This is a genomic window from Vibrio sp. C8 (assembly GCF_054051265.1).
On record NZ_JBPAOE010000053.1, the window covers coordinates 15,186 to 30,136 of the forward strand.

11 protein-coding genes are annotated in these 14,951 nt (G+C 43.0%); 9 read left to right on the forward strand and 2 right to left on the reverse strand.

The genetic code is table 11. The features are described from left to right. Positions 1 to 125: 125 nt before the first annotated feature. From ACRQQK_RS20385 to phoU, 4 genes are read left to right on the forward strand one after another with little or no spacing between them, the layout of a single operon-like run. Positions 126 to 2,354 carry an ABC transporter permease subunit gene (locus ACRQQK_RS20385; protein ID WP_457514465.1) on the forward strand — a complete coding sequence of 743 codons (2,229 nt, stop codon included), beginning with the start codon at positions 126 to 128 and terminating at the stop codon, positions 2,352 to 2,354. A 16-nt stretch (positions 2,355 to 2,370) separates the two neighbouring features. Beyond that, the gene (gene pstA / locus ACRQQK_RS20390) at positions 2,371 to 4,029 is read left to right on the forward strand and encodes a phosphate ABC transporter permease PstA (protein ID WP_457514466.1); all 1,659 of its coding nucleotides are present in this window, start codon (positions 2,371 to 2,373) and stop codon (positions 4,027 to 4,029) included. A 2-nt stretch (positions 4,030 to 4,031) separates the two neighbouring features. Further along, positions 4,032 to 4,850 carry a phosphate ABC transporter ATP-binding protein PstB gene (gene pstB, locus ACRQQK_RS20395; protein WP_102954635.1) on the forward strand — a complete coding sequence of 273 codons (819 nt, stop codon included), beginning with the start codon at positions 4,032 to 4,034 and terminating at the stop codon, positions 4,848 to 4,850. Between the two features lie 50 nt (positions 4,851 to 4,900). After that, complete coding sequence (phoU, locus tag ACRQQK_RS20400; RefSeq protein WP_457514468.1) at positions 4,901 to 5,599, forward strand: phosphate signaling complex protein PhoU; 699 nt, start codon at positions 4,901 to 4,903, stop codon at positions 5,597 to 5,599. A 19-nt stretch (positions 5,600 to 5,618) separates the two neighbouring features. Here phoU and ACRQQK_RS20405 read toward each other — a convergent pair whose 3' ends face one another. Both ACRQQK_RS20405 and ACRQQK_RS20410 read right to left on the reverse strand, forming a co-directional pair. Beyond that, positions 5,619 to 6,371 (reverse strand): copper homeostasis protein CutC, encoded by a 753-nt coding sequence (locus tag ACRQQK_RS20405; protein WP_457514470.1) that lies wholly within the window; start codon positions 6,369 to 6,371, stop codon positions 5,619 to 5,621. Positions 6,372 to 6,583: 212 nt separating this feature from the next. Next, entirely contained in the window at positions 6,584 to 7,195 is a 612-nt protein-coding gene (locus tag ACRQQK_RS20410) for a peroxiredoxin C (RefSeq protein WP_457514471.1), read from the reverse strand. A gap of 198 nt (positions 7,196 to 7,393) precedes the next feature. On the opposite strand from ACRQQK_RS20410, the gene ACRQQK_RS20415 reads away from it, so the two are divergent. The 5 genes from ACRQQK_RS20415 to ACRQQK_RS20435 all read left to right on the forward strand — a co-directional run bounded on the left by ACRQQK_RS20415 (position 7,394) and on the right by ACRQQK_RS20435 (position 14,917). Continuing rightward, complete coding sequence (locus ACRQQK_RS20415) at positions 7,394 to 8,299, forward strand: hydrogen peroxide-inducible genes activator (RefSeq protein ID WP_102963922.1); 906 nt, start codon at positions 7,394 to 7,396, stop codon at positions 8,297 to 8,299. A gap of 672 nt (positions 8,300 to 8,971) precedes the next feature. Beyond that, a complete protein-coding gene (aceB, locus tag ACRQQK_RS20420; RefSeq protein ID WP_457514472.1) occupies positions 8,972 to 10,609 on the forward strand; it encodes a malate synthase A in 1,638 nt (545 codons plus the stop codon). Positions 10,610 to 10,732: 123 nt separating this feature from the next. Further along, positions 10,733 to 12,037, forward strand: coding sequence for an isocitrate lyase (aceA, locus tag ACRQQK_RS20425; protein WP_457514474.1), 1,305 nt, complete (start codon positions 10,733 to 10,735; stop codon positions 12,035 to 12,037). Positions 12,038 to 12,371: 334 nt separating this feature from the next. Continuing rightward, on the forward strand, positions 12,372 to 13,535 hold the full coding sequence (locus ACRQQK_RS20430) for an EAL domain-containing response regulator (RefSeq protein WP_457514476.1): 1,164 nt from the start codon (positions 12,372 to 12,374) through the stop codon (positions 13,533 to 13,535). A gap of 17 nt (positions 13,536 to 13,552) precedes the next feature. Beyond that, entirely contained in the window at positions 13,553 to 14,917 is a 1,365-nt protein-coding gene (locus tag ACRQQK_RS20435) for a GGDEF domain-containing protein (protein ID WP_457514478.1), read from the forward strand. Positions 14,918 to 14,951 lie beyond the last annotated feature (34 nt).

The following is a 14,951-nucleotide window of genomic DNA, read 5'->3' on the forward strand; positions in this document are numbered from 1 at the left end:
TTTTATTGCAGTGAGTATTTTTGTTCGTAGAGTTGTTTTATTTTCAGTTGTTTAATGCGCTTTGTAATATAATTGTCACCTAAAGGAAATAGTATGACAAATTGGTTAAATAGGTAGATTTTTAAATGGTTCAAAGCACATTTTCATTGAAAGAACGAGATCAAAAACGATTAATCAAAGATCGTTTGGTTCGTCTTGCAGTGACATGCGGCGGCGTCAGTGTGCTGGGGGCTTTGGTACTGATCTTTATCTACCTTGGTATGGTCGTTCTTCCTTTATTTTCAGATTCAAAGTTGGAACCTAATTTTGCCAGTCAGCCTATTTCAGCTTCTTCACCTCAGTATCTGGCTATTGATGAATATGGTGAGCGTGGTTTTATCGTTCGTTCAAACGAAAGCGACAAAGATGCGAGCGCCGAGTTTTGGTTGTTGAATCACGAGAAAAGCTCTCCTATTTGGATTGAACACCTCAACATAAAACCCACTGTGTTTGCCACGTCAACACGAGATTCTGGCTGGTTTGCTATGGCAGATAGCGAACGAAATGTAGTTGTGGTTCGTCCTCAATTTCTTTATTCAATGACCAAACAAGGGCGCGGTTTTACGCCTGAACTTGAACATCTGTCATTGCCTAAAAACTTTAAGCTTTCTCCTCAAGGGGCATCGGTTCAGCAATTCAGCTTTGCGGTCACTGACGAGGAAACCGTGTTTGCCAGTTATCTCGATGACAGCTCAGTGTTGGTTCGTTGGGTGGATACTTCCACGCAAAACCAGCAAGGAGAGTTTCGATTCCCGACTCAGTTTGGCAAAGTCGACCAGTTGGTACTGACGCCGGATGCGAATACCTTGTACATTCGTTCAGGCACAGACCTCGTGGTGGCGCTTCGTGATGGAGGGCGTTTTCATATTCGTGAAGTGGTTGATTTGAGCCTTGGTGATAGTAAACATCGGGTTACGACAATTACCCTTCTGTCTGGCGCTCATTCTCTATTAGTTTCTCACAGCGACGGTTTGGTCTCCCAGTGGTTTGATGTTCTGCACACTGGCGATTCTGAACAAGGTGAACGCAAACTCACGCATATTCGCGAGTTTAAGTTGGCATCAGAAATGACCATGCTTTTGCCTGATACCTATCGCAAAGGTTTCTACAGTTTTTATAAAAATGGCTCGGTTCAAAGTCATTACACCACCAGTGAAAAGTTGGTGATTTTTGAACGTGCTTATTCCAAAGCGCCGACATTGGCTGCGATGTCAGATAACGAGCGTTATTTGGCTACTTATTCTGATGGCATTATCAGTGTCGCTGAGGTGGATAACGGCTATCCGGAAGTATCATTTTCATCCTTGTGGCAGAAAGTGTGGTATGAAAGCTACCCAGAGCCTCAGTACGTATGGCAGTCGACATCTGGTGGCGATGATTTTGAAGCCAAATTTAGTTTGGTGCCTATTGCATTCGGTACATTGAAAGCGGCGTTTTATGCGATGTTGTTTGCTGTGCCAATTGCTGTTTTAGGGGCGATTTATACTGCGTATTTTATGGCGCCGAAAATGCGCCGCGTCGTTAAACCAACCATTGAATTGATGGAAGCTTTGCCGACGGTGATTATCGGTTTCTTAGCTGGATTATGGTTTGCTCCGATCGTTGAGACGAATCTGGCATCTATCACTGCATTGTTTGTTTTGTTACCTGTCGCTATCTTCATGGTGGGGCTGGTTTGGTCGTGGTTACCACGTTCAATTATGCGTAAAGCTCATGGCTGGCACTCTTTAATATTGATACCTCTGCTGATTGCTTTTGTTGCTTTGATCTTATCGTTTACCAGTGAAATAGAGATGTGGTTGTTTGATGGTGATATACGTTTGCTATTAGCGTCACACGGTATCGATTTCGACCAAAGAAATGCGCTGGTGGTTGGTTTTGCTATGGGTTTTGCGGTGATTCCAACCATATTTACTATTGCGGAAGATGCGATTTTCTCTGTGCCGAAACACCTGTCTGACGGTTCGTTAGCTTTAGGCGCAACGGCATGGCAGACGTTAATTAATGTTGTGTTGTTAACCGCGAGCCCAGGTATTTTCTCAGCTATTATGATGGGCTTAGGTCGAGCTGTGGGTGAGACGATGATCGTCTTGATGGCAACAGGTAACACACCAATTATGGATTGGAATATTCTGGAAGGCATGCGTACTTTGTCTGCGACCATAGCGGTAGAGCTTCCGGAATCCGAAGTGGGCAGTTCGCATTTTAGAATTCTGTTCTTGGCTGCATTGCTTTTATTTGTGTTTACATTTGCAGTGAACTCGATCGCTGAGTGGGTTCGTCAGCGTCTTCGTGCGCGTTATCGTTCACTGTAACGGGTTGGATGGCTAAATGTCGTTATTGAAGTGGTTTAAATCGGGCTCTCCTTGGATATGGCTTACCGGCGGTGCGGTGAGCCTAAGTTTGATCTCGGTTCTTGGATTATTGCTGTTGATCGGCTGGAAAGGATTGACCTATTTCTGGCCTGCACCTCTGTATCAATGGCACAACTTAGCAGAGCCCAACAAAGTAATTATTGGGCAGCTATACGCTTCTGAAAGTGTGCCTGTCAGCCATTTGAAAGAGATGAATATCATTCTGTCTGCCGACGCTTTAGAAGAGGGAACAACAGAGCGTTTAAGCATTAAAGTCGCAAACCGAGACCTCTATCAGGCGGATTTTATTTCACTGTTGGTTGACAACGTTTCTGCACCTGAAAAGCCAACGGGTTGGGCGGTGATTGAGCGCACTCGTGATGGACAGTTTTTTGGAAAACCGGTCGGGTTTGAAAGAGCCGATGGTGAGAGCAGTGCTTATATTTCAACGCTTCTTGAGCGAGGATTACAAGAAGTGACGACGCTGCGTGAGCAGATCGATACAGTGATTGAACAAGAGATTCGGGTTGTCAGCAGTGCTTCAGAAAAGTTGAGACTTGAGAGAAGACGTTTAGAGCTCAACGGTAAGTTAACCGATGAATATCAGGTTGCCTATCAACAGCAAAAGCAAGTTCTGGATGGAAAACGAAAACAAGCTGAAGAACATCTGGATTTACTGAGAACTCAGCTAGGTCAGCAAACTTTGATTGTTGAAGACATGGCTGGAACTCGGGTTAGAATTCCTGTGAGTCATATTCTGGATATCTGGTATCCCAATGATATGAACACATTGGAAAAATTGACGCAGTGGTCGAAACAGGTTTGGGCGTTTTTATCTGAAAATCCACGCGAATCTAACTCCGAAGGCGGTGTGTTCCCGGCGATCTTTGGTACTGTATTTCTGGTGTTGCTGATGTCGGTTATCGTGATGCCCCTTGGCGTGGTCGCTGCGGTTTATCTGCATGAATACGCCAAAGACAATACCTTTACCCGCATTATTCGCGTAGCGGTGATCAACTTGGCGGGTGTTCCGTCGATTGTTTATGGCGTATTTGGTTTAGGCTTTTTTGTTTACACCATAGGTTCATCTATCGATAGCGTGTTCTATGCAGAGCGTTTACCAGCACCTACCTTTGGTACGCCGGGTTTGTTATGGTCAGCGCTGACATTGGCAGTATTAACTTTGCCTGTGGTGATAGTGACGACCGAAGAAGGTTTAACCCGTATTCCAAACTCTGTACGCCACGGGTCTTTGGCATTGGGGGCCACACAGTTTGAAACCATCTGGCGAATTGTTCTGCCTATGGCTAGCCCTGCTATGATTACAGGACTGATATTAGCGATAGCCCGTGCTGCGGGAGAGGTTGCACCATTGATGCTGGTAGGTGTGGTAAAAATTGCCTCAAGCTTACCAGTAGACACAGAGTTCCCTTATGTTCATTTGGAACGTAAGTTTATGCATTTGGGCTTTCATATTTATGATGTGGGTTTCCAAACCACCAATATCGAAACTGCGCGCCCTTTGGTTTATGCAACGTCATTTTTGCTCGTCACTGTTATTGTGGCTTTGAACTTAACCGCCATCAGCATTCGTAATAATTTGCGCGAGAAATATCGTACTTTAGGACAAGATTAAGCATGTTTTCTGTTAATCAAACTTTGGGCTATCAAGCCCCGTTGGATGTCAACAATCTAACTGACCAGCAAACCTCAATTTCAATTGAAGGTTTGAGTCTTTTCTATGGTCAGACAAAAGCGTTGAGCGATATCTCCATGCGCATTCCTAAAGGACAAGTAACGGCATTTATCGGTCCTTCTGGTTGTGGTAAGTCGACCTTGCTGCGTTGTATCAACCGAATGAACGACTTAGTGGAAGCGTGTCGTGTAGAAGGTGAAATCAAGCTGCATGGCAAAAACGTTTATCACCCGGATGTGGATGTTGCCACGCTCAGACGCCGAGTGGGCATGGTGTTTCAGCGCCCCAATCCATTTCCTAAATCTATTTACGAGAACGTGGTTTACGGTCTACGTTTACAGGGAATAAAGAACAGCCGAGCGTTAGATGACGCAGTTGAGCGCTCACTGCGCGCAGCGGCACTTTGGGATGAAGTAAAACATCGTCTGCACGAAAATGCTTTTGGCTTATCTGGTGGTCAGCAACAGCGTTTGGTGATTGCTCGCGCGATTGCTATTGAACCGGAAGTGCTATTGCTGGATGAACCGACATCAGCTCTTGACCCTATTTCGACTCTAACTATCGAAGAGCTGATCCACGAGCTGAAAACCAAATATACGGTTGTGATTGTTACCCATAATATGCAACAAGCAGCAAGGGTGAGTGACCATACCGCCTTTATTCATATGGGAAAATTGATCGAGTACTCAGATACGGACTCTATTTTTACTTCGCCATTGAAAAAGAAAACCGAAGACTACATTACTGGTCGATACGGATAAACGAACAAAAGCAGTTTTTGCAGAAGAACTTTGCGAGTTAAGGAACCATCATGCAGTTAGGTCGCCACATCTCTGGTCAATTCAATGTTGAGCTTGAATCCATTCGTACTCATGTATTAACCATGGGCGGATTGGTTGAGCAGCAGCTTTCGTTCGCGATGCAAGCGGTGAATAAGCAAGATATTGAGCTAGCAAGAAAGGTTGTGCGTGATGATCACAAAGTGAATGCGATGGAAGTATCGATTGATGAAGCATGTACTCGCATTATCGCTAAGCGTCAGCCTGCGGCAAAAGATCTGCGTTTGATTATGGCGATCATCAAAACCATTACCGATCTTGAACGTATCGGTGATGTCGCAACCAAAATGGCATACGTAGCGATTGAAAGCCCTTCTTCAAAAGAGAGTCATTTTCAGGTGTCTCTAGAACCGTTGTGTCGCAGTGCTGTAGCCATGCTGCACAAAGTTTTGGATGCGTTTGCTCGTATGGATGTGGAAGCTGCAGCAGAAGTCTATAAGTTGGACGATAAGTTAGATAAAGAGTACGAATCTGTGATTCGTCAGTTGATGACTTATATGATGGAAGACCCGAAAAACATTCCGCATATTCTGCAAGTCATGTGGTCTGCACGTGCGATTGAGCGTGTTGGCGACCGTTGTCAAAACATCTGTGAATACATTATCTACTTCGTTAAAGGCAAAGACGTTCGCCACTTGGGCGAACGGTCTATTGATGATGCATTACGTTAAAATCCAACGCGAATAATCATTACATAAGCGATTTTACAATTTCCGCGACTTTGCGTATGGCTTCTGGATTCGTCACAGGAACGATGAAGTCATCGAGGTTTTGATTTCCCATTTTTGCGCTGTTTGCCACCAACATCATGTGGCTTGCTCGCGTTGATTTTCCTGATAAGTGTACTTCTTTGACCAAGGTGTGAGTGACAATGACTTCCACGTTGTCACTTGATACACCTGCTCCCGCCATAATGGATAAGCGTCCATCTGCAAGTTGTACCATTTCTGCGATGACATCTGCCCCCGCTAATGCATTGCTGGCGAGACCTGAAGTTAGTACTCGCTCACAGCCGAGTTCGATGATGTCTTCTAATGCTTGGCGATAGTCTTGGCATTGATCGATGGCTCGATGAAAAGTCACACCTAACCCATTCAGTTTGGCGTGATTGACGATTCGGGCGCATTTCTGAGTATCAACCTTTCCTTCAGGGGTCAGAATACCAAACACGATACCTTGTAAACCCGCTTCAGCCGCCGCATCGATGTCATACAACATGGATTCCATATCGTCTTCATCGTAAAGGAAATCGCCTTGGCGAGGGCGGATCATGGCATAAACAGGAACAGACGAAATTCTCGCAGCTTGCTTCATCATGCCAAGACTTGGTGTGAGTCCACCTAAAGCCAAAGAAGAGCAAAGTTCGATGCGGTTAGCTCCCCCTTCGATCGCTAAATGTAGAGATTCAAGATTGTCGATACACACTTCGATGTTGTAGTTCATGATGGGCTCGCAGCTATTTGATGTGGGGATAAGTGTATACCAATCAGAGATGTTTTTATCTAATGGCTGTGCGATCTTTTTGCCCAATAAAAAAGCTCAAAGCGGATGCTTTGAGCTTTTACAAGACTTTACTTCTTAACTGATTGGCGGTGCGTTATCGCTTTATATATTGTCCAACCATTAACCCGAGTTGAGCGCGGGCTAAGAAGTGATTATTTTTTGCCTAAATCGTCTGAGTGCTCAGATAGGAATGCTGCAACACCTTTAGGAGATGCGTCCATACCTGCTTTGCCTTCTTCCCATTGCGCTGGGCAAACTTCACCGTGTTTTTGGTGGAAGTTTAGTGCGTCAACCATGCGTAGCATTTCGTCGATGTTACGGCCTAGTGGTAGGTCGTTAATAACTTGGTGACGTACTAGACCGTCTTCGTCGATTAGGAAAGAACCACGGAAAGCAACGCCAGCTTCTGGGTGCTCAACATCGTAAGCTTTTACGATTTCGTGCTTAACGTCAGCAACTAGAGGGTATTTAACTTGACCGATACCGCCATCAGCGATAGCCGTGTTACGCCATGCGTTGTGAGAGAATTGAGAATCGATAGAAACACCGATAACTTCAACGCCTTTAGCTTGGAAGTCTTCAAAACGCTTGTCGAATGCGATCAATTCAGATGGGCAAACGAAAGTGAAATCTAGAGGGTAGAAGAATACAACTGCTTTCTTACCTTTAGTGAATTCTTTGAAGTTGAATGTATCAACGATTTCACCGTTACCAAGTACCGCAGCAGCAGTAAAATCAGGGGCTTGACGACCTACTAGTACCATTTTTTTGCTCCTAAGCATTAAATTATGATAAGCCGACTTTCATTGTTGTCGGCTTAGTCCATGTATGTACGAGACAAACTATAGTACATTTTCTTAAATAGAAAAAAGCGAATTAAATAGATTAACTTAATCGAAAAAAGCGATAATAGCCCAAATCATAATTCACTGAACCGAAATACCTCAAAGATAATAATTACTATGAATAAATGGCCAAGCTTAAAGCAGCTTCATTACTTAGTGACACTGCATGAAACCCGCCACTTCAGCGAGGCGGCATTACGTTGTTTTGTGAGTCAATCTACCTTGAGCAAAGGCATTCAAAACCTTGAAGAGTTAATTGGTTGCCCGCTGTATGAAAAGAAAGATAAAAAAAGTCCTCTGGTTTTTACCCTTGCCGGAGAGCAGGTGGTAAAAAGAGGGCGAGAGCTACTCGCTAAAGGACAGGATTTAGTCGAAGTTGGTAAACTGTGTCAAACCGATGCGATGGAAGGGCAACTGAGACTGGGTTGTATCCCGACAATAGCGCCGTTTCTGCTGGTGGATTTGGTGCAAGAGGTTAACTTGCGTTATCCGAAGTTGCATCTTTTACTACGCGAAGATACTACGACGAATCTGCTTCAGAGCCTGAGAAATGGAGAGTTAGATGTTCTGATCCTTGCTCTGCCAATGGATATTGGAAATCTGGAAAGTCGCATTGTCGGCCGTGATGCTTTTCGTATGGTGATCAGCCGACATCAAGCCGATGCTATTCGAGTTCCCATCAAGTACGCAGACTTGCCTGATGAATCTGTATTCTTGTTGGAGAACGAACATTGCTTAACGGAACACGCGGTTTCTGCCTGTAAGCTAACAGAGAAAGAGAAGATTAATCCATTCACAGCCACGAGTTTACATACCTTAGTACAGATGGTTGCCAATGGATTGGGGACGACGTTTATCCCACAAATGGCGATTGAACACGGTCTATTAGAAAACCAGAATCTCGTGGTTATCGATCCTCCCGGTCAGCAGGCCTATAGGGAGATTGGTTTGATATGGCGTCCAAGTTCATCTCGCAGTCATACTTTTAACCTCCTTGCGGATTTGCTTTCAGAGATGTTGTAGCGCTTAGTCGCATGTCCTGCCGGTTGAGGTTTCTGCTTTTTACAGACTTTGAACACCTTATTCGCTCTCTGCTGAGTAGAAACTTCAATTGGTTCGCAAATATAGACGATCAGCTTATAGTTAAAATGCACTGGTGAAGGTGCATTTTTTAGTTTTTTATACTTTTCGAATCGCTTTTTCTGTGAAATTTCACAAGACTAAAAATTATGAAGCTTTCATAAAATTGTAAAAATTCACAAAGTTAATTTTACAGTTTTTGTCTTGCTCGATGTTTAAAGAAAAACGGCTTTCTCCGTCTAAGCTACCACCACTTCTGCACTCTTTGATCTTCAAAGCGCCTTTGCTGTTGTTTAAAGCGATTTTACACTTCGATTTTTAATGTAATTATATTACGTAATTAATTACATTTTTGTTGCCTGCGAAGTACTTAAAATATCAACCGAACAAAACTTTGAATTTTGCCGATATGCATTTTTGGGCTTTTACTAAACCCCTTTGTAAGTTAGTGTTTGTTTAGGTTTTGTAGACCTATGTCTAGTCTTAAATACGTTGCGATCTGATGTTGTTTGAGGGATTGTATAGGCATGGGAAGCAAGGGAAGCTCAGGAAATTAAAAATTCAATTTGTAGTTTTAAAGTTACAAATGAAATTTTAAATAAAAAGGAAGAAGATATGTTCGCTCAAACGTCAGATTCGAATATTGCTCTCGAGAGAGATGCTAGTTTTTGTTCCCGATTAAAAATCACTGGAGAGCTCAACTCAGAGCACGAAGCAATTTTTCCTAGTGAAGCGCAAGCTTTCTTATCGGAACTGTGTGTTCGTTATGCAGCAAGAGTAGATGAGTTACTTGCAGAGCGTGAACGTAAACAGCAAACAATCGACAACGGTCAGTTGCCGGACTTCCTGAGTGAAACCAAAGATATTCGTGAAGGAAGCTGGAAAATCCTCGGTATTCCGAATGATCTTAAGGATCGCCGCGTTGAAATTACGGGGCCAACCGATAGAAAAATGGTTATCAATGCTCTGAATGCAAACGTAAAAGTATTCATGGCTGATTTCGAAGACTCAATGTCTCCGGCTTGGGATAAGGTTTTGGATGGTCAAATCAACTTGCGAGACGCAGTGAATGGCACCATCAGTTATACCAATCCAGACAACGGTAAAAACTATCAACTCAAGGAAGACCCAGCAGTATTGATTTGTCGCGTTCGAGGTCTGCATCTACGTGAAAAACATGTGACGTTTGACGGGCAGATTATTCCGGGAGCGTTGTTTGATTTTGCTTTGTACTTCTTCAACAACTACAAAGCTCTGTTGAAAAAAGGCAGTGGTCCTTATTTCTATCTGCCAAAACTGCAAGCGTACCAAGAAGCGAAGTGGTGGAGCGATGTTTTCCATTTCACAGAAGACTATTTTGGTTTAGAAACAGGCACCATCAAAGCCACGGTATTGATTGAAACACTGCCTGCGGTTTTCCAGATGGATGAAATTCTGTTTGCACTGAAAGAACACATTGTTGGCCTCAACTGCGGTCGATGGGATTACATCTTCAGCTATATCAAAACTCTGAAAAAACATGCTGACCGTGTACTGCCTGACCGCCAAGTTGTGACTATGGATAAACCATTCCTAAACGCCTACTCGCGCTTGCTGATTTATACCTGTCATAAGCGTGGAGCATTTGCGATGGGTGGTATGGCGGCATTCATTCCAGCTAAAGATCCACAAGTGAATGCACAGGTTCAGGACAAAATTCGCAATGACAAATTGTTAGAAGCGAATAACGGTCATGATGGTACGTGGGTTGCTCACCCTGGGCTTGCTGACACAGCAATGGATGTTTTCAACCAAGTACTTGGTGAACGTGGCAATCAGTTGGATGTGAGCCGTATGTCTGATGCGCCTATCACAGCAGAAGAATTGTTGGCGCCATGTGAAGGTGTAAGAAGTGAAGAGGGGATGAGACATAACATTCGCGTTGCGCTGCAATACATCGAAGCTTGGATCTCCGGCAATGGTTGTGTACCGATTTACGGACTGATGGAAGATGCCGCGACAGCAGAAATTTCGCGCACATCAATTTGGCAGTGGATACAACACGAAAAGTCGTTGGATAACGGTCAGACCGTAACCAAAGAGCTGTTCCGTCAATACCTTGCTGAAGAAATTCAGGTGGTGAAATCAGAACTGGGTGAAGAACGTTTTAACTCTGGCAGATTTAGCGAAGCCGCTGAGCTGATGGAGAAACTCACCACCAGTGATGAACTGACCAACTTCTTAACCGTACCGGGGTATGAATATTTAGATTAAACAAAACCTTATAACCAATAACAACATTAACGTGAAACTTAACTGAAACAAAAGATAGTCAGATCAAAATCAGCGAGTGCAGTGCTGATTGCGAAAGGACGCACATATCAAGAGGGATAGATTATGACACTGACACGCCGCCAACAAATTGAAGCGTTAGAAAAAGATTGGGCAACGAATCCTCGTTGGAACAACGTAAAACGCACTTATACCGCTGAAGAAGTCGTGAACCTACGAGGTTCAATTATTCCAGCCAATACGATTGCACAACGTGGTGCAGAAAAGCTGTGGTCACTGGTTAATGGCAGTGCCAAGAAAGGTTATGTGAACTGTTTAGGTGCGTTAACCGGCGGTCAGGCTGTACAGCAAGCAAAAGCAGGTATTGAAGCGATTTACCTATCAGGCTGGCAGGTTGCTGCTGATAACAACACTGCATCAACAATGTATCCAGACCAATCACTTTACCCAGTAGACTCAGTACCGAGCGTGGTTAAGCGAATCAATAACTCTTTCCGCCGTGCGGACCAGATTCAATGGTCAAATGGTGTAACACCAGAAGAGGGCGTTGATTACTTCCTACCTATTGTTGCGGATGCGGAAGCGGGTTTTGGTGGCGTACTCAATGCTTATGAATTGATGAAGTCTATGATTGAAGCGGGTGCAGCAGGGGTTCATTTTGAAGACCAACTTGCATCCGTGAAAAAGTGTGGTCACATGGGCGGTAAGGTACTGGTTCCTACTCAAGAAGCAGTACAAAAATTGGTTGCAGCACGTTTAGCGGCAGATGTAGCGGGCACTACCACTCTGGTTATCGCACGTACTGATGCGAATGCGGCAGACCTACTTACTTCGGATTGCGACCCATACGATGCTGATTTCATTGTCGGCGAGAGAACCAGCGAAGGTTTCTATCGCGTCCGTGCGGGTATTGATCAAGCGATTGCTCGTGGTCTGGCGTATGCACCTTATGCTGACCTTGTTTGGTGTGAAACAGCGAAACCGGATCTGGATGAAGCGCGTAAGTTTGCTGAAGCGATTCTCGCAGAGTACCCAGATCAACTGTTGGCCTATAACTGTTCGCCTTCATTTAACTGGGAGAAGAACCTTGATGCAGAAACTATTGCTAAGTTCCAGCAAGAGCTTTCTGACATGGGTTACAAATACCAGTTCATCACATTGGCGGGTATTCATAACATGTGGTTTAACATGTTTGAGTTATCACACGCCTACGCTCAAGGTGAAGGAATGCGTCACTATGTTGAAATGGTTCAACGTCCTGAGTTTGCTGCAGCAGAAAAAGGCTACACCTTTGTTGCTCACCAGCAAGAAGTGGGAACGGGTTATTTCGATAAAATGACCAACACTATCCAAGGCGGAAATTCATCCGTAACTGCCCTTACTGGTTCCACTGAAGAAGACCAGTTTTAAAACCATTGATAATAACTTTTTCTGTGCATGAACTTTGAGCGGCTTCGGCCGCTCTTTTTTTGTTAGTTAAATTGTTACAACTAGAAATATATTTCGTCGTCAATATTAGAACTAGGGCGTAGGAAAATTCTTTTATTATCGTGTCTTATTTTTAAGAACTGAATAAGTGCAATAAATTCAATTAGTTAAAATAAATCTACAAATGTCCATTGTTTGACATTACCTCCCAGTGCATAAACAATCCGCAGTTCGTCGGTGGTTTACATAGCTATAGGTTAAGTGTGAAGCTATATAAATTCGTTAACATTCACGTTGTAAAAGTAAATTGATACCTATGAAAGAACTCGCAGCTTTAATTGTTGATGACAACCCAATACAATTAAGCGCAATGGAACGCCAATTGACAAAATTCGGCATCACCAATCTTATGACCTGTAATAGTGGTCAGGAAGCATTGCGTGCTGTTTCTGAACATCAGTTTGACATCATATTTAGCGATATCATGATGCCTGAAATGGATGGCATCACTTTGATTCGCAACTTAGATAATCTTGGTTATCAAGGTGCTTTAGCTATTACCAGTAGTGTCGGAAGTTCTATCGTTTCCTCTTTAACTTATATGAGTAAGAAACTAGGGTTTTCCAATGTTTATGAACTGAATAAGCCAGTAGCGGATTCTGTTTTGGAAGAGATGTTTCAAAAAGAAATTATCATTAAAAAAACCGCAATTAAACAGAAACTCAAAAGCGTAGATATGGAAGAGCTGATCAACGCTTTGCAAGATGGTCAGTTTAAAAATTACTATCAGCCTCAATTAGACTACACCACCCGTAATATTGTAGGTTTGGAAGCCCTTGCCCGTTGGGTGCATCCGACCAAAGGTATGATTTTTCCTGATATTTTTATCCCGATGTTGCACGACGGAGGAATAGAGTATCACCTGTTCAAAATTGTACTTGATAACGTATTGTCGGATCTTTCAGAAAATCGAATTCAATGTCGCGTGGCAATTAATGTTACGCAGCAAGATCTTGAGATTCCAAGTTTTGCTGATTATCTACTAGAGCAATGCACTAATTACGCAGTTGACCCAAGCTTCATAACTCTTGAGCTGACAGAGCAGGATATCTATAACGAATCGATTGAAATGATTACCAATGTCACACGCCTGCGTTTACACGGTGTGGGTATCTCAATTGATGATTTTGGTACAGGTAGCTCGTCTTATCTCAAGTTATCTCATTTGCCATTTACTGAAATTAAAATCGATAAGAATTTTGTATTCGGTTGTTTGAGCGATGCAACAAAGCAGTCGATCATACGCAGCATGTGTACACTTTCTAAAAGTTTACACATCAATCTCGTATCTGAAGGGGTTGAAGACGATGCTACTTGGACATTAATGCAGAGCCTGGGGGTGGATGTTTGTCAGGGATATTTGACTGGTAAACCAATGCCGATTGAAGCACTCAGCTTTATCGATGTTTCTCAGCGCTAGTCGGCTTGCCAAACATTATGATGCACTACTTTAAAATCTCAGTTGTCGCTCTGATTGCCAGTACTTCTCTGTTCTATGTCGTTATGGCTTCCAATATGGAAAGACTGGTAAACGGGAAGTTCACTCATGTTGATTCCATCGTAAAAACGTTAGAAATCAAAAAACAGAAAATGATTCTTCTTGGGCTGCTGGCTGAAACTGAGCGTCAGTTACCTGTGCTAATCAATGATTCAAATCTTGAGGAGTATGAAGTTTACAGTTATGCCGTTGAAGGGCATGAAGATCTGACAGAAAATGAGCGTACCATCATCCGAGTCATGCAGCTCAGCAATAAGTATGTTCCTTCGCTATTCGATTCCAAAGATGTATTTATGTACTTTCGTTCCTATGAAGGAAAGAAAATTTTTACCCATGAGTTGATCCCTGACTTTCCAATTTCAGAAGAACTTTTCGGTATTGAACGTTGTAGCATAACCGAAACGTGCTCGATATATGCTCGGCCATTTCAATTGATCGATAGAGTCATTGTCTCCCCTGTGTATAAAGACTTATTGTCAGGTGCTTACATTATGTCTATGTCGTCACCGGTAAGGGACTTTTCCACCAAAAAAATCGTTGGTGACTTTGTTGTCGATCTTCACATCCCGGTGTCTTGGGATCATGGTTTAACGTTTAGAACAGAAAAAAACAACAGCTTTAAAAGTACCATATTTGAGCATATGAATATTAACTTTGGCCGTACTTATACCCGTGAACACATCACTGATAATCGAAGTCGGATCATTTATAAACTCTCTTCATCGAATATTGCCATTGAATTTTTCTGGTTGTGGGTGCTTCTTTTTGTCTGCGCTTTCTTTGTTTATTGGAAGTGGGACGATTCCCGATATAACCGCAATCTACTTAAAGAAGTGCTTATTTCAGCAAATGAAGACGAACTTACAGGACTGTACAACCGCAAAATCTTCAAAGAAGACGAATTCATTTTTGCAACATCAAATAGGAAAACCTGCGTTATTGCTATTGATGGCAACAAAATAAAGAAAATTAATGATTTGTTTGGTCATGCTATTGGCGATAAAGCGATAAAACATATTGCGGACTCTATGAAAATCGTATTTGGTTATGATGGCTATTTGGTTCGAAACGGTGGTGATGAGTTCATTGTCGTCTTACCAGATTGTGACATAGACACAGCGGAAGCACTCGCTGATCAACTGAAAAGTGAAGTCCGTTCTTCTGTTATTGAACCAACGAGTATGCGGGTATCAGTGGCTACGGGTGTGACTGAAAAAGAAGAGTTTGAGAGTATTGAAGCGGCCATTTTACGAGCAGATGAAAGCTTATACCGAGACAAATATCAGCTATCTCGCTCTAGTTAGATATTTCATATTTATTTTTAATCCTAAAAAGCTG